Annotated in this window: 15 protein-coding genes and 1 pseudogene; 8 read left to right on the forward strand and 8 right to left on the reverse strand. The window is 64.8% G+C overall.

All coding sequences use genetic code 11. The features are described from left to right. Positions 1 to 142: pseudogene (locus ACX938_RS14475) on the forward strand (IS481 family transposase); the annotation flags it as partial. Positions 143 to 384: 242 nt separating this feature from the next. On the opposite strand, the gene ACX938_RS14480 reads toward ACX938_RS14475, so the two are convergent. From ACX938_RS14480 to ACX938_RS14500, 5 genes are all read right to left on the reverse strand, one after another. Next, positions 385 to 1,527, reverse strand: a complete 1,143-nt coding sequence (locus tag ACX938_RS14480) for a glycosyltransferase family 4 protein (protein WP_459431588.1) — start codon at positions 1,525 to 1,527, stop codon at positions 385 to 387. 9 nt (positions 1,528 to 1,536) lie between these two features. Next, positions 1,537 to 2,715: a methionine adenosyltransferase gene (gene metK, locus ACX938_RS14485; RefSeq protein WP_459431589.1), complete on the reverse strand. Its 1,179-nt coding sequence runs from the start codon at positions 2,713 to 2,715 to the stop codon at positions 1,537 to 1,539. A 17-nt stretch (positions 2,716 to 2,732) separates the two neighbouring features. Then, positions 2,733 to 4,121, reverse strand: a complete 1,389-nt coding sequence (ahcY, locus tag ACX938_RS14490) for an adenosylhomocysteinase (RefSeq protein WP_459431590.1) — start codon at positions 4,119 to 4,121, stop codon at positions 2,733 to 2,735. Between the two features lie 71 nt (positions 4,122 to 4,192). Further along, positions 4,193 to 5,179, reverse strand: coding sequence for an NAD-dependent epimerase/dehydratase family protein (locus ACX938_RS14495; protein WP_459431591.1), 987 nt, complete (start codon positions 5,177 to 5,179; stop codon positions 4,193 to 4,195). A gap of 97 nt (positions 5,180 to 5,276) precedes the next feature. Continuing rightward, entirely contained in the window at positions 5,277 to 5,630 is a 354-nt protein-coding gene (locus tag ACX938_RS14500; protein ID WP_459431592.1) for a MarR family EPS-associated transcriptional regulator, read from the reverse strand. An 868-nt stretch (positions 5,631 to 6,498) separates the two neighbouring features. Here ACX938_RS14500 and ACX938_RS14505 point away from each other — a divergent pair. After that, a complete protein-coding gene (locus tag ACX938_RS14505) occupies positions 6,499 to 7,989 on the forward strand; it encodes a fumarate hydratase (RefSeq protein WP_459431593.1) in 1,491 nt (496 codons plus the stop codon). 216 nt (positions 7,990 to 8,205) lie between these two features. On the opposite strand, the gene ACX938_RS14510 is transcribed toward ACX938_RS14505, so the two are convergent. Next, a complete protein-coding gene (locus ACX938_RS14510; protein ID WP_459431594.1) occupies positions 8,206 to 9,348 on the reverse strand; it encodes a CaiB/BaiF CoA transferase family protein in 1,143 nt (380 codons plus the stop codon). 251 nt (positions 9,349 to 9,599) lie between these two features. Here ACX938_RS14510 and ACX938_RS14515 point away from each other — a divergent pair, with 251 nt between their 5' ends. From ACX938_RS14515 to ACX938_RS14540, 6 genes are all read left to right on the forward strand, one after another. Further along, positions 9,600 to 10,898, forward strand: coding sequence for an ABC transporter substrate-binding protein (locus tag ACX938_RS14515; protein ID WP_459431595.1), 1,299 nt, complete (start codon positions 9,600 to 9,602; stop codon positions 10,896 to 10,898). A gap of 67 nt (positions 10,899 to 10,965) precedes the next feature. Further along, the gene (locus ACX938_RS14520) at positions 10,966 to 11,871 is read left to right on the forward strand and encodes a branched-chain amino acid ABC transporter permease (RefSeq protein WP_459431596.1); all 906 of its coding nucleotides are present in this window, start codon (positions 10,966 to 10,968) and stop codon (positions 11,869 to 11,871) included. A gap of 11 nt (positions 11,872 to 11,882) precedes the next feature. Next, the gene (locus ACX938_RS14525) at positions 11,883 to 12,887 is read left to right on the forward strand and encodes a branched-chain amino acid ABC transporter permease (protein ID WP_232754778.1); all 1,005 of its coding nucleotides are present in this window, start codon (positions 11,883 to 11,885) and stop codon (positions 12,885 to 12,887) included. Continuing rightward, positions 12,884 to 13,636 carry an ABC transporter ATP-binding protein gene (locus tag ACX938_RS14530; RefSeq protein ID WP_459431597.1) on the forward strand — a complete coding sequence of 251 codons (753 nt, stop codon included), beginning with the start codon at positions 12,884 to 12,886 and terminating at the stop codon, positions 13,634 to 13,636. The genes ACX938_RS14525 and ACX938_RS14530 overlap by 4 nt, the downstream gene beginning before the upstream one ends. Next, positions 13,636 to 14,304 carry an ABC transporter ATP-binding protein gene (locus ACX938_RS14535; protein ID WP_232754776.1) on the forward strand — a complete coding sequence of 223 codons (669 nt, stop codon included), beginning with the start codon at positions 13,636 to 13,638 and terminating at the stop codon, positions 14,302 to 14,304. The genes ACX938_RS14530 and ACX938_RS14535 overlap by 1 nt, the downstream gene beginning before the upstream one ends. A gap of 12 nt (positions 14,305 to 14,316) precedes the next feature. Further along, complete coding sequence (locus tag ACX938_RS14540) at positions 14,317 to 15,066, forward strand: SDR family oxidoreductase (protein WP_232754775.1); 750 nt, start codon at positions 14,317 to 14,319, stop codon at positions 15,064 to 15,066. A gap of 312 nt (positions 15,067 to 15,378) precedes the next feature. Here ACX938_RS14540 and ACX938_RS14545 read toward each other — a convergent pair whose 3' ends face one another. Continuing rightward, positions 15,379 to 16,857, reverse strand: coding sequence for an aldehyde dehydrogenase family protein (locus tag ACX938_RS14545; protein WP_459431598.1), 1,479 nt, complete (start codon positions 16,855 to 16,857; stop codon positions 15,379 to 15,381). A 128-nt stretch (positions 16,858 to 16,985) separates the two neighbouring features. Further along, a complete protein-coding gene (locus ACX938_RS14550) occupies positions 16,986 to 17,924 on the reverse strand; it encodes a LysR family transcriptional regulator (protein WP_232754773.1) in 939 nt (312 codons plus the stop codon). Positions 17,925 to 18,084 lie beyond the last annotated feature (160 nt).

The raw sequence follows: 18,084 nt of genomic DNA on the forward strand, positions 1-18,084 counted from the left end.
CTTGAACGCTTACAACTTCGCCAGTCGTCTAAAGACGCTCAGCGGACTCACGCCCTACGAATACATCTGCGAAATCTGGACTTCAGAGCCAGATCGATCCATCGTCAATCCGATCCACCAGATGCCCGGACTAAATACCTAATTGGATGCGCTGTCTCAAGGTATACGAAGAAATAGTTGACGAGAGCGCCCCGGATTTCCAAGATGCTACATTCTGAATTCGCAGCGCACTTATGAACCGTTTTTCAATCCTCGGTACCAGAAAGTCGCTCGTACGCCTGATGTACTTGGTAAAGGGGAAACACCACCCAAGCCTGAAGTTCTCAACAGCCCCACCCAAGACACATAGCTGTTTTTGCAAAATAAAGTCAGCGCTGAACATCACTATTCGCTTAAAACTTTTTTATATGTTTCATGCATTTTTTTTATAAAGACCTCTTCGCTGAATTTATTTTTTGCGTTATTGGAAATTTCTTTCCTTGTATACCTCCCCACTTTCTTTTGCTCAATTATTTTTTCTATTGCATTGGCGTATAGTTGAGGTCTTTTCGATCGAATCGACACCCCACTTTCAGGCATGCAAATTTCATCTGCCCCTCCGGTGTATCGCATTATTACAGGCAATCCATGAAATTGCGCTTCAATTGCTGATAGTGGCATACCTTCATAGTTGCTGGTCAAAATAAATATGTCAGATTTTTGGTAATACTTATTCACATTACTGCTTTCCCCCACGAAGGTAACTTTCCCAAGTTTATGATGGTGTAAGAGTTTTTTTGCCAATGTCTTTATTTCCTTACCTTCCGTTTTAGGCCCAACTAAAGTTAAGAAATAATGATCCGGCAGGATGTTAAATATTTTAAACAATAAGGTGTGATTTTTCTGAGGTCGAAAGCCGGCAACAGATAATAAATGTATCCCGTCTTTCTTTTCAGATTCTGCGTCGTTTAGTGTGACTGGATCCGCCGCCCCTCCAAAATTTATAATGTAAGACATGTCCTTTTCTTTTAAGAGTAATGACTTTGAAAGATGTGATTTATCTTTTTTTGATATTATGATATGATGTGCGGGTGAGTAAAAGCGCAAAATAAATTCTAATGGAAGTAAGAACGCCGATTGCATTAGCCCTATATCGATACCGAATGATGGTCCGTGGTGTGTGACCAAAAGCTTTGGTCTGTGGCGGGGTCTTATAAGTCTTCCTGCAATCGAGAACATTGCGCCATTCAAATGCAATATTTCGGGCTGGAATTCGTCGCAATTTTTCTGAATTATTCTTTTAGCGGTGAGGAGGCTATTTAATGAAAATCCCTTGGATAAATTATTTTCGGTGACGACCTTAATTTCGTCCGCGAGGCGGTTAGTCTGGAATGCTGGTCCTAGTTCTTTTGTAAGGATTTTGATTTCATAATCTTTGCAGAGCTGGTTGCTGATCTTTTGCACGTAAATAGGAACGCCGGACAAATCACTTGGGTAAGAGCATAAAAGTATGCGTGGCTTTTCATGCTGGTTTGTGTTAATTATCATCTTGGTATTTCACAAATTTCCGATTAATGCCTTCACGAGATCCGTCTTCTCCCACGAAAACCCGCCATCCGCATCCGGTTCACGCCCGAAATGCCCGTAGGCCGCGGTGCGCTCATAGATCGGCTTGTTGAGATCGAGATGCGTGCGGATGCCACGCGGCGTGAGGTCCATCACCTTCGGGATCGCGCGCTCGATCGCCGCCGCATCCACTTCGCCCGTGCCGAACGTGTCGCAATAAATCGACAGGGGCTTCGCCACGCCGATCGCGTAGGACAGCTGGATCGTGCAGCGCTCGGCCAGACCCGCTGCCACCACGTTCTTCGCCAGGTACCGCGCCGCATAGGCCGCCGAACGGTCCACCTTGGTCGGGTCCTTGCCCGAGAACGCCCCGCCGCCATGGGGCGCCGCACCACCATAGGTGTCCACGATGATCTTGCGGCCCGTCAGGCCCGCATCGCCGTCGGGGCCGCCGATCACGAAGGTGCCGGTGGGATTCACCCACCACTCTGTCGCGTCGGTGATCCAGCCTTCGGGCAGAACCTCGCGAATGTAAGGTTCCACGATGGCGCGGATATCGTCCGAGCTCTGCCCCTCATCGGCATGCTGCGTCGACAGCACGATCTGCGTCACGCCCACGGGCTTGCCGTTCTCGTAGCGCACCGAGAGCTGCGATTTCGCATCGGGCCGTAGAAGCGGCTCGGCGCCGGATTTACGCACTTCGGCCAGCCGCTTCAGGATGGCGTGGCTGAACTGGATGGGCGCCGGCATCAGCGCGTCGGTCTCGTTCGTGGCGTAGCCGAACATGATGCCCTGATCGCCCGCGCCCTCGTCGCCACGCTCGCCGGTCACGCCCTGGGCGATATGGGCCGATTGCTCGTGCAGGAGGTTGGTGATCTCGCAGGTGTTCCAGTGGAACTTGTCCTGTTCATAGCCGATGTCCCGGATGCAGGCGCGGGCGATGTCGGGGATGCGCTCCATGTATTCGGCGAGCTTGGCCTGATCGGTCAGACCGACCTCGCCGCCGATCACCACGCGGTTGGTGGTGGCGAAGGTCTCGCAGGCGACGCGCGCCAGCTTGTCCTCGGCCAGAAGCGCATCGAGGATCGCATCGGAGATCCGGTCGCACACCTTGTCGGGATGCCCCTCGGACACGGATTCCGAGGTGAAGATATAGTCAATACGGGACATAAAAACTCTTTCGTAAATCAATACCGGTAATGTTCGGGCTTGAAGGGGCCTTCGGGCGAGACGCCGATATAGGCGGCCTGCTCGGGCGCGAGCGGCGTCAGCTTCACTCCGATCCGGTCGAGATGCAGCCGCGCGACCTTCTCGTCGAGATGCTTGGGCAGGATGTAGACCTTGTTCTCGTACTCGCCGCCGTTCTTCCAGAGCTCGATCTGCGCCAGCACCTGGTTGGTGAAGGAGGCCGACATCACGAAGGACGGATGGCCGGTGGCGTTGCCGAGGTTCAGAAGACGGCCCTCGGAGAGCAGGATGATGCGATTGCCCGAGGGCATCTCGATCATGTCCACCTGGTCCTTGATGTTGGTCCATTTGTGGTTCTTCAGGCTCGCCACCTGAATTTCATTGTCGAAATGGCCGATATTGCCGACGATCGCCATGTCCTTCATCTCGCGCATGTGCTCGATGCGGATGACGTCCTTGTTGCCGGTCGTGGTGATGAAGATGTCCGCGCTGTCGATCACGTCTTCCAGCAGAACGACCTCAAAGCCGTCCATCGCCGCCTGCAGCGCGCAGATCGGATCGACCTCGGTCACCTTCACGCGCGCGCCCGCACCACGCAGGGACGCGGCAGAGCCTTTGCCCACATCGCCATAGCCCAGCACGACCGCGACCTTGCCGGCCATCATCGTGTCGGTGGCGCGGCGGATGCCGTCGACGAGGCTTTCCTTGCAGCCGTACTTGTTGTCGAATTTCGACTTGGTGACGCTGTCGTTGACGTTGATCGCGGGGAAGGGCAGCTGGCCTTCCTTGACCAGTTGATAGAGGCGGTTCACGCCGGTCGTCGTCTCCTCGGAGACGCCCTTGATCTGGTCGCGCACCTTGGTGAACCAGCCGGGGCTTTGCGCCATGCGCTTCTTGATCTGCGCCTTGACTACCTCTTCCTCCTCGGATTGCGGCACGGGGATGATGTCCTCGCCCGCTTCCGCGCGTGCGCCGAGCAGAACGTAGAGCGTCGCGTCCCCGCCATCGTCGAGGATCATGTTGGGGCCGTCCTCGAACTGGAACGACTTGTCGAGGTAATCCCAATGCTCTTCCAGCGTCTGGCCCTTGATCGCGAAGACCGGCACGCCCGCCTCGGCGATGGCGGCGGCGGCGTGGTCCTGGGTGGAGAAGATGTTGCACGACGCCCAGCGGACATCGGCGCCAAGCGCGGTCAGCGTCTCGATCAGAACGGCGGTCTGGATCGTCATGTGGAGCGAGCCCACGATCCGCGCGCCCTTCAGCGGCTGCTCCGCGCCGAACTCCTCGCGGCAGGCCATCAGGCCCGGCATTTCCGTCTCGGCGATGTCCAGCTCCTTGCGACCGTAGCCCGCAAGTGAGATGTCCTTCACGATGTAGTCTTTGGTCAAAATTTGTTCCTTTTATTTCACGGAAATCGATGGGTCGGCTTCTCGCGTAACGATAAGTCGAAAAAGCGCCTTTATTCGGTGAAGAAAATTTCTCGGTTTGGATCGGGATTGATGAACTCGGCCTCCAAGGTTCGGTGCAGCGCATCTCCAAGAGAAAAGGGCGCGGTAAACCCATCTAATGCGGTCGCATTGCTCGCAAACGCAGTTGTGGCGCAGAACTTCTTTACTCTGATTGAGGAGACAGGGAGCGACTTGCCCGTGATGCTTGCGACACCGTCTGCAACATACCCAAGAAGCAGACCAAGCCAATACGGCAATCGAGCGCCCACCCCTTGTTTACCCGATAGCTGCTTGCGGACCTTTGCGACAAGCTTGTTCATGTCGTAGTCGGGTTTGTCGACGTAGTTGTAGACATGATACCCAGCGCCGCGTTCAGCAGCTGTTTCCAAAAAGGCCGCCACGTTGCCAACATAGGCCATGGACTTCCGGTTCTCGCCATTGCCTACCATCAGGAAGCGACCCGAGGCAATTTGCTTGAGCAAGTTGTAGACATTGCCGCGATTGCCCTCACCAAAGACGACGGTCGGGCGGACGATGACCAGATCTCGGCTCTCTGAGGCGTCTCTATGCCACGCACGCAGAACTTCTTCCCCGTCAAATTTGGATTTGCCGTAATCGTTGAACGGGTTGATCGCGCCATCTTCACCCGTGTCAGGCTCAGCGAAACCATAGACGGCTACGGTGCTTGTAAAGACGATCCGCCGAATGCCTTTCTCGGCGGCGACGTCGCAGACATTGCGTGTGCCATCGACATTGGTTGTGTAATATTCGCTTTTGTCACGGACATCATCCCGATGTACCGCTGCGAGATTGATGATGGTGTCGCCCGTGACCGCCTCGCGCAGGGCATCGAAGTCGCGGATATCTGCAATCTTGGTTCTCTCCGGAAACCGGCCACTTTTGCGCAGGTCGACGATCTCAAACGCAATTTGTCGATCCGCGAGGTTCTGACATAGGCGCGTACCGATGAAGCCCGATCCGCCAATCACTGTTATCATTGGATGCTCTCAAAACTCATTTTGTGCTTTCGGAAATTTCAATTAGGAAAACGGTAGGGCGCTGAACGGAAAGCTCGATAACGCAAGCTACCAGCCATCACCCCTCACCATCCTCTTCAATCTCCCGGCGCAGCCCTTCAATCTCCGCCTTCAGCACCTCGTACTCCGCCACCCGCCGCTTCAGAAACCGCCGGGTCAGCGCGACCCGGGCGGCGATCCCCTGCGGGGTCAGCACATAGGCATAGCCCAGCTTGTTGCGCGAATTTCGGAAGTTGCGGACCTTGATGTGGCCTTTCTCGACCAAGCCGCGGAGGCAGTAGTTGACGAGGCCGAGGCTCACGCCGGTTTCTTCCGCCAGCGCGCGCTGGGAGAGGTTGGGGTCCTGTTCGAGCGCGCGCAGCACGCGGAAGCGGACGTCGTCGGAGATTTCTCGGTCGGTGGTCTGGGGCATGCGTCGGAACGGCTACCGCATCGGAGCTCGCCGTGGCGGTCCGGTGAAAAAGGCGCGGTGAGAGGCCTTGTTCATGGGTGAACGCCTAGCGGATTCGAGGGGGAATCGAAAGGAAATTCTGGGGGCGCGGGGCAGGGGCGGCGAAGGCCCGCTTGGGGCGATGCCTTGGTGTGCAAAGGCGGCCTGACCGCTGCGGGGCGGGGCCCGGATGCGTTGGGGCATTTTGGGGCAGTGGGGATGTTAGCGCAAGACTCTCTTTTGGGTTGTGGCGGGGTTGGGCCGGGGATGCGTGAGCCGCGGGGTCGGGGAGACGCCGCAACAGGTGATGTTGTCGACAGGTGTCGGGCCGCTGAGTGCAAGGATTTGGTTGGCCGTGGCTGGTGTGGTTGTCTCAGGGTCGCCGGAGGGACCCTTGGCCTGAAAGGGGGCGGGGCGTATCAACGGGCTACGAGGCGGGTCGTGTTGCCGGGCTTGCGGGCTTGCCATGTTGCGTGGGTCTGCGCGGCTCGGGGCCAGGGTCTCACGTAGGAGGAGGGGCGCAGCGGGTCATGGGCTTAAAGGGAGAGAGGAAAAGCGCGCCGCGTGCTGAGACGGGACGGTGTGCTGCGGGCCAGAGGCTTACTGGGTTCTGGGAGCAACCTGCCGGACACTAGGCTAGGCCTGGCAGTTTCACGCCACATCAAACCGCCCAAACCGCCCCATGACGACACCAGCAAAACACTGCTTCACACCGGCCAAGACCCACACATCCCTACACCCAAACCCAACTCGCTCCCAAGAGCCACCAACGCCAACCCCACTCAAACCACACCAACCCAACCCCACCCCAACACCCCAACCGCCCCCACACCCCCCAGGGAGGACCCCCATGCCGATCACCGAGGAGCACGTCGCCCAGAGCGTCGCCGAGGCGCTGCAGTATATCTCCTACTACCACCCGCCGGACTTCATTGCCGCCATGTCCGAGGCCTATGCCCGCGAGGAGAACCCCGGGGCCAAGCAGGCGATCGGGCAGATCCTCACCAACAGCCGCATGTGCGCTTTGGGGCATCGGCCGATCTGCCAGGACACGGGCTCGGTCAATGTCTTCGTCGACGTGGGCGTCGAGGCAGAGCTGGCCTGGACCCGCCCCCTGCAGGAGATCGTCGACGAGGGCGCGCGCCGCGCCTACACCCATGATGACAACCCGCTCCGGGCCTCGATCGTGCGCGATCCGCTCGATGCGCGGAAGAACACCGGGGACAACACGCCGGCCATGGTGCAGGTCAACATGGTCGCCGGCGCCAAGGTGGAGATCACCGTCTCGGCCAAGGGCGGCGGCTCGGAGAACAAGTCGAAGTTCGCCATGCTGAACCCCTCGGATTCCATCGCCGACTGGGTGGTGAACACGGTCGAGACGCTGGGCGCGGGCTGGTGCCCGCCGGGCATGCTGGGCATCGGCGTCGGGGGCTCGGTCGACAAGTCCATGGCCATGGCCAAGGCGGTGCTGAACGAACCCATCGACATCACCGAGCTGCGTGCGCGCGGCCCCCGCGACCGGGTGGAGGAGCTGCGGCTCGAGATCCTCGATAGGGTCAATGCGCTGGGGATCGGGGCGCAGGGGCTCGGCGGGCTGACCACGGTGCTGGACGTGAAGATCCGGCATTTCCCGACCCATGCGGCCTCGCTGCCGGTCTCGCTCATTCCCAATTGCGCGGCGACGCGGCACCTGCATTTTACACTCGACGGCTCGGGGCCGGCAGAGTTCACCGCGCCGGACCTGTCGCTCTGGCCCGAGGAGATCGCCTCCGAGACCGGCGAGGCGGTGCGGCTCGACCTCGACGCGCTCGACGAGGCGACGCTGGCAGGGCTCGCGCCGGGGCAGACGGTGCTTCTGAACGGCACGCTCTACACCGGGCGGGACGCCGCGCATAAGCGCATGGTCGAGACGCTCGACCGGGGCGAGCCGCTGCCGGTCGATCTGAAGGGCCGGGCGATCTACTACGTCGGCCCGGTCGACCCGGTGCGCGGCGAGGTGATCGGCCCCGCGGGGCCCACGACCTCGACCCGGATGGACAAGTTCACCGATCGGATCCTCTCGGAGACCGGGCTGAAGCTCATGGTCGGCAAGGCCGAGCGCGGGGAAGCGGCGATCGAGGCGATCCGCAAGCACGGCGCGGTCTACCTGATCGCGGTGGGCGGGGCGGCCTACCTGGTCTCCAAGGCGATCAAATCCTCGACGCCCGTGGCCTACCAGGACCTCGGGATGGAGGCGATCTACGAGCTGAGGGTCGAGGACATGCCGGTCACGGTCGCGGTGGACACCAGGGGGCAGTCGATCCACGAGATCGGCCCGAAGCGCTGGCGGCGGAGCGCCTGAGGCGGAATTAGGCGTGCGTGCTGCCTCGCGCCGTCAGGTGCGGGACAGCGGGCGTTGAGGCAGGCGCCTCGAAGCGCGGGGCAGGGGCCGCTGAGGCAGGCACTGCGCAGGGGCCTCGACGCGCCGGGCAGAGGGCCCAAGCGCGGCGGGGCAGGGCGCGCGCAGGCGGCCCTCCGCCCGCGCGCCTTGTCACCCCGCCGTGGCCCGCGCGCCCGCTCAGCCCGTCGCGGCGCGCCGCTGTCCGAACTCGCCGCGCAGCTTTTCGCCGTGTTCGTCGAGCTCGGGCACCGGGCCGTAGCTCTTGGGCTCGGCGCCCGCGCGCACCACGGCGCCGGGGCTCAGGAGCGAGACCGGCCCGCCCTTGGTCTCGACCTCGATGAAGCGGTTCTGCGGATGCTCCACCACGTCCTGCATGTCCGAGAGCCGGCCGACGGCGATACGCGCCTCCTCGAGCAGGCGGATGTTCTCCTCCCGGTCGCGCTTGGCGATCTCGCCCGCGACGAAGGCATCGGTGCGGGCACGGTTCTCGACCCGGAGCGTGTTGGTGGCCAGCGCCGGCTCCTCGGCCATCTCCGGCGCGCCGAGCGCGGCGCAGAGCTTGGCCCATTCGCGGTCGTTCTGGATCGAGAGCAGCATGACCTTGCCGTCGGCGCATTCGAAGGCGCCGTAGGGCGCGATGGTCGGATGCCGCAGCCCCTGCCGGCCCGGCGTCTTGCCGCCGTAGTGGTGCTGCAGGTAGGGCACGTTCATCCAGTCCGCCATGGCGTGATAGAGCGAGACTTCGATGTAGCGGCCCTTGCCGGTGATCCCGCGCCCGATCAGCGCCTCGAGGATCGACTGGTAGGCGGTCATCCCCGCGGCGATGTCGCAGACCGAGACGCCGACCCGGGCCGGGCCCTCGGGCGTGCCGTTGATCGCCGCCAGCCCGCTTTCGGCCTGGATCAGCAGGTCATAAGCCTTCTGCTTGGCGCGCGGCCCCTCGCTGCCGTAGCCCGAGATCGCGCACATGATGAGCTTGGGATTGGCCTCTGAAAGGCGCGCGAAATCAAAGCCCAGCCGCTCGATCACCCCGGGGCCGAGGTTCTGGATGAAGACATCCGCCTCGGCCAGCATGGTGTCGAGGATCGCCGCGTCGCCCGCGTCCTTGAGGTTCAGCGCGATGCTTTCCTTGCCGCGGTTCAGCCAGACGAAATAGGCGCTCGAGCCCTTGGCCAGGGAGTCGTAGCCGCGGGCGAAATCGCCCTCGGGCCGCTCGACCTTGATCACCCGCGCGCCGGCATCGGCCAGCCGCGAGGAGGCATAGGGGGCCGCCACCGCATGTTCCACGCTGACAACCGTCACTCCCTCGAGGTCCGCCATCGCCTGATCTCCTTTCGCTGTCCTTCACCGACTGTCCCGCATCCCGTCCGCGCGGGCCAATATGCGCAAGATGTGTCGCCCATAGAGAAATCCTATCACCCCGCGCTGCGGCGGATCGTCAGGCCCGGCCATAGGCCAGAGGTATAGCCGATGCATCCAGACGCTATTTCCACCGCTCCATCCCCCGTGCCTATCGTCCTTGCAAGGCTGCGCCGGTGTCCGGTGGCAGCGCTTCTAGGGAGGAGACCACGATGCTGACACGCACATTGCTCAGCGCAACCATTCTCGCCACGGCCCTCGGGACCGGGGCGGCCCAGGCACAGGACAAGCCCGACGCCCTCAAGATCGGCGTCGCGACCTTCCTGACCGGGCCGGCCTCGGTCTTCGGCGTGCCGGCGCGCGACGCGGCCCAGATGCTCGCCGAGGAGATCAACGCCGAGGGCGGGATCGCGGGCGTGCCGCTCGAGATCAGCTTCATCGACGAGGGCGCGGGCGGCGAGGCGCTGACCACCGAATACCGCCGCCTGGTCGAGGAAGAGGGCGCCGACATCATGTTCTCGGGGATCTCCTCGGGCAACTGCATGCAGATCGCCCCGCTGGCCGAGGATCTCGAGGTCATCAACATCATGTGGGACTGCGGCACGCAGCGGGTCTTCGAAGAGGGCGACTACGACTACGTCTTCCGCACCCAGAGCCACGCCACCGCCGAGATGCTGGCGGTCGTGCTCTACCTGCTGAAGACCCAGCCCGACTTCGAGACCATCGCCGTGGTGAACCAGGACTACGCCTGGGGCCGCGACAGCTGGGACATCTTCTCGACCGCGCTCAAGGCGATGAAGCCCGACGTCGAGGTGGTGGGCGAGTTCTTCCCCGCCTTCGGCGCGCCGGACTTCTCGACCGAGATCTCGCGGCTTTCGGCCACCCGGCCGGACGTGATCCTCTCGACCTCCTGGGGCGGGGATCTCAACACCTTCGTGCAGCAGGCCGCGCAGCGCGGGCTGACCCAGCAGTCGCAGTTCGTCCTGCCGCTGGCGGAAAGCTCGCTCGAGGCGCTTGGCCCGGCACTGCCCGACGGGGTGATCGTCGGCGGCCGCGGTGACCACTACTTCGCCCATCCCGAGATGGTCGGCACCGAGCGTTTCGACAGCTTCGTGTCGTCCTTCAAGGAAGAGACCGGCGCCTATCCGATCTACTCGGTCTTCCACATGGTCCAGGCCTTCGAGGCCCTGAAGGCAGCCTATGCCGAGGCCATGGAGGCGAACGGCGGCAGCTGGCCCGACGACCAGGAGCTGATCGCGGCCTACGAGGGGCTCGAGTTCCAGGGCATGGGCCGTCCGGTGACCATCCGCGAGGGCGACCACCAGGGCGTCGAGGCGCAGCTCATCGGCACCACGGTGCAGAGCGGCGACTATCCCTTCGCCACGCTGGAGAACATGATGATCTTCGACGGCGCCGAGCTGACCACCCCGGTCGGCGAAAGCTCCATCGACTGGGTCGGCGCGCTGAGCCCCGACTTCGTCGAGAAGATCGAACCGACGACCTTCGACTGATCGTCACCCGCCCGGTCCCCCTTTTGCGGGGGCCGGGCCTTCTCACGTTCCCAGACTTAGGCCCGACATGAACCTGTCATTGATCCTTCTCGCCGTCTTCGACGGCGTCTCCTATGCCGCGCTGGTCTTCATGGTCGCGGTGGGACTGACGCTGATCTTCGGCGTCCTGCGCATTCTCAACGTGGCGCATGGCTCGCTCTACGCGATCGGCGCCTATCTGACCGCCTCGATCGGCGGGGCCGTGGTCGCGGCGGGTTATTCGCCGATCCTGGCCTTTCCGCTGATGCTGATCGCCGCCGCGCTGGTGGGCGTGCTTCTGGGCGCGCCGATCGAGCGGCTGCTCCTGCGCCGGATCTACGCCAAGTCCGAGGTGCTGCAGCTCCTGGTGACCTTCGCGGTCTTCATGATCCTCGAGGACGTGCAGCGCCTGGTCTGGGGCAACCAGCCCTATTTCGAAAGCTCCGCGCTGCAGCTCCTGGGCAATATCCAGGTCTTCGGGGTCTATTACACCAGCTACCAGCTTATCCTGCTGCCGGTGGTCGCGCTGCTGACGCTGATCGGGCTGCGGCTCTTCCTGCGCCGCACGCTGACCGGCAAGCTGATCACCGCCGTGACCGAGGACCGCGAGGCCGCGCGCTCGATCGGCATCGACGCCGACAGGGTCTACCTGATGACCTTCGTCCTGGGCGCGGCGCTCGCCGGGCTCGGCGGCGCGCTCGCCTCGCCGACGACCAGCGTCCTGCCGGGCATCGGGGCCGAGATGATCGTCCTGAGCTTCGCCGTGGTCGCCACCGCCGGGCTGGGCCGGATCGAGGGGGCGGCGATTGCCGCGCTCCTGATCGGGCTCGGGCGCTCGGCCGCGACCTACGCCATGCCCGAGCTGCAGGTGCTCGTGCCCTATCTCATCATGCTCGCCGTCCTGCTGGTGCGTCCCGAGGGGCTCTTCGGCACGCCCGCGGCCCGCAAGATCTGAAGGAGGCCGCCATGCAGATCCGCATCCTCATTCCCGTGCTCGCGATCCTCGCCCTGGCGCTGGTGCCGATGCTGGCACCCTCGCTCCAGGTGCTGATGACCCTGGCCCTGGCCAAGGGCATCGCGGTCATGGGCGTCACGCTTCTGTTGCGCGCGGGCCAGGTCAGCTTCGGCCACGCGCTGTTCTTCGGCATCGCCGCCTATGCCGCGGCCTTCGCGGCGGCCTCGAACCTCGACGACCTGTTCCTGCTGCTCTTCGTGGGGGCTGCCGGCGCGGCGGTCTCGGGGCTGCTCGTGGGGCTTTTCGTGGTGCGCTACCGGGGGATCTTCTTCGGGATGCTGAACCTCGCCTTCTCGATGATCTTCTGGTCGGTGCTCGAGAAGTTCTACCACCTGACCGGCGGCGCCGACGGGCTGCGGCTGGCCCGGCCCGAGGTCCTGGGCCTGGCGCTCGACCGCGCGCCTTTCGAGCTGCTGCTCTACTACCTGGCGCTGGCGCTGACGCTCGGGCTCGGCTGGTTCGCCACGCGCTGGCTCGGCTCGCCGGTGGGGCAGCTGTTCCAGACCGTGAAGACCAACGAGACGCGGCTGGAATACCTCGGCATCTCGGCCCAGGCGACGCTGCTCAAGGGCTACATCCTTTCGGCGGTGCTCTGCGGGCTCGGCGGCGTGCTGGTCGCCACCGCCCAGGGAATCGTGACCCCGGCCTATGCCTACTGGATCCGCTCGGGCGAGATGGTCTTCATCGCGGTCCTCGGCGGGGTCGGCTCGATCCCCGGCGCGGTCGCCGGCGCCATCGCCTACGAGGTGGTCCGCATCTACGCCGCGGCCTTCGCCGCCGATGTCTGGCAGCTCGTGCTCGGGGCCTTCCTGCTGGCGATCATCCTCTTCGCGCCCTCGGGCCTGATGGGCATCTACGGCGCGCTGATGGACCGCATCTCGCCGCGCCGCGCCGCCGCGCGCGAGGAGAAGACCTCCGCGCAAGCCGCCGTGCAAACCAAGGAGGCCCGCACATGACGACGCCGCTTCTGGAAGCCCGCGGGCTCGAGATCCGCTTCGGGGGCGTGGTGGCCGCCGACCACGTCGACCTGACCATCGCCGAGGGCCGCAACCTCGCGATCATCGGGCCGAACGGCGCGGGCAAGACCACCTTCCTCAACATCTGCACCGGCTGGATCAAGCCGACCAAGGGGCAGGTCTTCTTCCGCGGCGAGGAGGTCACCCATCTGCCGCCGCGCAAGATCGTCCGGCGGGGCGTCGCCCGCGCCTTCCAGATCCCGCAGCTCTTCACCGAGCACACGGCGCTGGAAAACCTGATGATCGCCGTCTCGGCCCGCGAGGGGCGGCAGTCGCCGCTCCTGTCGATGGGCGCTCAGCCCGAGCGCCGCGAGATGCTGGAGCTGCTCGATCTGGTGGGCTGCGCGGATGTGGCCGACCGCCCGGTCCTGGAGCTTTCCGAGGGGCAGCGCAAGCTCATCGACATCGCCGTGGCGCTGGCGCTGAAACCCCGGCTCCTGCTCATGGACGAACCCACCTCGGGCGTCGCCAGCTCGGAGAAATTCGAGATCATGGAGATCCTCGTGGCCGCGCTGTCCCAGGCCGCGGTGACCGCGGTCTTCGTCGAGCACGACATGGGCATCGTGAAGAACTACGCCGACGAGGTGGCGGTCTGGAACTCCGGCGAGGTGCAGCTCCGCGGCACCCCCGAGGAGATCCTGGCCCACCCCGACGTGATCCGCGACGTGATCGGAGAGGAGGCCGCCTGATGCTCGAGTTCCGCAACACCGACGTGCATATCGGCAATGTCCCGATCCTGCGCGGGCTGAACGTGAAGATCGCCCCCTCCGAGACCGTGGCCCTGATCGGCCGCAACGGCGCGGGCAAGACCACCACGCTGCGCAGCGTCATGGGCTTCACCGACGTGAAGGGCCAGATCCTGATCGGCGGCGAGGACATCACCAGGATGCGCGCCTCGCGCCGGCCCGGCCTCGGCATCGGCTACGCCCCCGAGGACCGGCGCCTGTTTTCGGGCTTCACCGTGGAAGAGAACATCCGCCTGCCGGGCGAGGTCGCCAAGCTCGACCCCGACACCCAGGCCGCGCGGCTCGACAAGGTCTACCGCGTCCTGCCCGAACTGCGCGAGATGGCCGACCGCCCGGCGGGTGCGGTCTCGGGCGGGCAGGGCAAGATGGTGGCCCTCGGCCGGGCGCTGATGCTCGGCACCCGGCTGCTGATGCTCGACGAACCCTTCCAGGGCCTCGCCCCGGCGCTGGCGCAGCGCTACGGCGAGGCGCTGGGCCGCCTGCGCGAGGTCGATCCCGAGGTCACGGTGATCGTGACCGAGTCGAACCCCGCGCTTCTGAAATCCTTCGCGCGCCGCACGCTCGTCATCGAGCGCGGCGAGATCGCGGAGGCCGAACACCAAGCCGCCTGACAGGAGAGAGACATGCGACTGAAGGACAAAATCTGCCTCGTGACCGGGGCCGCCTCGGGCTTCGGGGAAGGCATCGCGCAGAAATTCGCGGCCGAGGGCGCCAAGATCGCCATCGTCGACATGAACGCCGAGGGCGCCAAGCGCGTCGCCGGCGAGATCGGCAATGGCGCCATCGCGGTCACCTGCGACGTCTCCAAGGCCGAGGACGTGGAGGCCGCCGTGGCCCGCGTCACCGAGGAGTTCGGCCGGATCGACGTCATCGTGAACAACGCCGGCTGGTCGAACAAGAACGCGCCGCTGATGGAGACCGACGAGGCCACCATGCGGAAGCTCTACGACGTCAACGTGATGTCGATCTTCCACATGACCAAGTCGATCGTGCCGCGCTGGCGCGAGGGCGACGGCGGCGTGATGATCAATGTGACCTCGACCGCCGGCATCCGCCCGCGTCCGGGCCTGACCTGGTACAACAGCTCGAAGGGGGCGGCCAACATCATGACCAAGTCGCTCGCGGTGGAGCTGGCGCCCGACAACATCCGCGTCTGCGCGCTGGCGCCGGTGATGGGGGTCACGGCGCTTCTGGAGAATTTCATGGGGCTGCCCGACACGCCCGAGAACCGCGCGAAGTTCATCGCCAGCGTGCCCATGGGCCGGCTCTCCGAGCCCCGCGACGTGGCCAATGCGGCGGCCTTCCTGGCCTCGGACGAGGCGGAGTTCCTGACCGGCACGGTCATGGAGGTCGACGGCGGTCGCTGCGTCTGAGCCTTGGCTGCATATTCTGCCGGAAGGGCCGTCCCGCGGGGCGGCCCTTTTGTTGTGTGGAGGGTGTGTGAGAGCAGCGTGCGAGGGCTGTGCGGGGAAGGGCAAGGCGCTGACAGTGCCGCGAAGTCAGGATGAGGTTTGGCGGCCAAGTCTCTGATATTAAGTCAAAGACAGGGCAGGGGGCGCTTGTTCAAATCCCGACCCCTCCTCAACCCGCGCCGCTCCGTAGCCCGCCGCTTTCTCCGCCTCCCGGCACAAAAAACGCGCCGATCCGAGGGACCGGCGCGCAGCTCAGGGAGAGGGTCGAAAGCCTCAGTCGTGTTTCACCACCAGCGTCCGGGTGGTCGAGAAATCCAGGAGCGCCTCGAAACCCTTCTCGCGCCCGTGGCCGGATTTCTTCATGCCGCCGAAGGGCAGCTCGATCCCGCCGCCGGCGCCGTAGCCGTTCACGAAGACCTGGCCCGCCACGATCCGGCGCGCGACCCGCATCGCGCGGCTGCCGTCCTTGGACCAGACCGCGCCGACCAGCCCGTAGTCGGTGTCATTGGCCTTCTCGATGGCCTCGGCCTCGTCGCGGAAGGTCACCACCGACAGGACCGGCCCGAAGACCTCTTCCTGGCTCAGCACGTTGTCATGCGGCACCGGGCCGTAGACGCGGGGCACGACGAAATAGCCCTCGGGGTCGGCCCCGGGCGCGATCTTGCCCTCGGCCACGATCGGGATGCCGTCGGCCTCGGCCTGCGAGAAGAAGCGCTCCACCCGGCGTTTCTGGGTGGCGTTGACCAGCGGGCCGAGCTTGCAGTCGGCCTCGGGCGGGCCCGCGACCACCTCGGAAAACGCCGCGGCCAGGCGCTCCAGCAGCGCATCCTTCAACCCTTCCTGCACCAGCACCCGGCTGCCGGCGGAACAGGTCTGCCCGGCGTTGACGGTGATCGCGGTCACGATGACCGGGATCGCCGCGTCGAGATCGGCGTCCTCGAAGATCACCTGCGGGCTCTTGCCGCCCAGCTCCAGCGTGCAGCCGATGTGGTTCTTGGCCGCCGCGATCTGCACCAGCTCGCCCACCTGCGGCGAGCCGGTGAAGGAGATGTAGTCGATGCCGCGATGGCCCGAAAGCGCCGCGCCCGCGCTTTCGCCCCGGCCCGGCACGCAGTTCAGCGCGCCCGGCGGCAGCCCCGCCTCGGCGGCCAGCTCGCAAAGCCGGATCGGTGAGAGGCAGGCGTCCTCGGCGGGCTTCAGCACGCAGGCGTTGCCCATGGCCAGGGCCGGCGCGATCGTGCGCCCGAACATCTGCGCGGGCAGGTTCCAGGGAATGATATGCCCGGTCACGCCGTAGGGCAGATGCTCGGTCACCGCGAGATAGCCCTGCATGAAGGGGATCTGCGTGCCGTGCACCTTGTCCGCGGCGGCACCGTAATACTCGAAGTAGCGCGCGCAGGCCCGCACGTCGCCGCGCGCCTGGCTCATCGGCTTGCCGGTGTCGGCGGCCTCGAGCGCGGTCAGCTCGTCCTCGTTCTCGGTGATGATCTGGCCCAGCCGCTGCAGGATGCGGCCGCGCTCGGTGGCGCTGTGGCCACCCCAGGCGCCCTCGAAGGCGCGGCGCGCGGCCTCGACCGCCAGGTCGATGTCGGCGGCGGTGCCATCGGCGATGCGGGTGATCTCGCGGCCGGTGGCCGGGGCCAGCACCGCCAGGGTCTTGCCCGAGGCCGAGGCCCGCCAGCCATTGTCGATGAATATACCGTCCGAGGCGGCCGTGACCGAGGCCCCCCGCGCGTCGTTCTGAACGTTCATGGCCGTTCTCCTCCCTCGCGTGAGCGGCCCGCGCGGCGCAACGCGCCGGCAGGGCCGGTTGCCGCGACGATAGGGAGGCGGCGGGACGGGCGGAAAGACGGTTCGTCGCTATCGCCCATAGGTTTCGTCTATGGGTCGATCTGCTCCGCCCGCCAGATGCCGCGGCGCACGAGGTCGCGGACCACCTCCATGGTGACCTCCTCGACCGCCTGGGCGGCGCGGGTCTGCGGCTTGGCAGGGTTGTGCACCAGGTAGACCGAGCGGCTGATCGCCGGATCGACGATCGGCGCCATGAGGAGCTCGCCCCGTTCCACCCGGTCGAGCGCCGCGGCGGGCGCCAGCACCGTGTAGCCCGACCCGCGCGAGACCAGCGTCTTGATCTGGCTCAGCGCGTCCATCTCGGTCACCACGTCGAGGTGCACGCCATGCGCCCGGGTCACCCGGTCGATCAGCGCCCGAAGTCCATGGGTCTTCGAGGGCAGCACCAGGTCGACCTTGGCGAGATCCGCCATCGGCACCGGCGCGCCCGCGCGGCTGCGGAAAGGCCAGGCATCGGGCGCCGAGAAGAAATGCAGCTCTTCCGAGACGATGGCGCGATAGGTCAGGTGCCGCACGCCCGAGACGTCGTAGAGCATGCCCAGGTCGACCTCCTGGTCGGCGAGCCAGGTCTGGATGAAGCCCGACATCGCCTCGACCGCGCGCAGCCGCACCAGCGGCAGCTCGGCGCGGACGGTCTCGGCGAGCGGCACCGAGAGCACCATGGAGACCGAGGAGGGCAGCCCGAAGCTGACCCCGCCCGCCGGGTCCGAGCCCATCTGCCGGATGTCCGAGCGCGCGCGCTCCACCGTCTGCAGGATCAGCTCGGCCCGGTCGAGCGCCAGGAGCCCGGCCTCGGTCAGCGTCACCCCCCGCGAGGAGCGTTCGAGAAGCTGCACGCCGAGGCTGTCCTCGAGCTTCTTGATCTGCTGGGACAGCGAGGGCTGCGCGACGTTCAGCTTCTGCGAGGCGGCCGAGACCGAGCCCTCCTCGGCGATGGCGATGAAATATTCCAACTGTCGTAAGTTCATGGCTCCTCCCGCGCGCAGCTTTCGCCGAAGCGGCGGGATGCGCAAGCCGTGGCGGCGGGACGCTCCCCCGGGGCGACACCCCGGCGCCCCCGTTTCCCCCGTCTTTTCAACGCCAAAGCCCGCCACAAGCGGCCTGCGGGTTTACCCCCGGGCCATGTCT

Source organism: Roseivivax sp. (genome assembly GCF_054552075.1).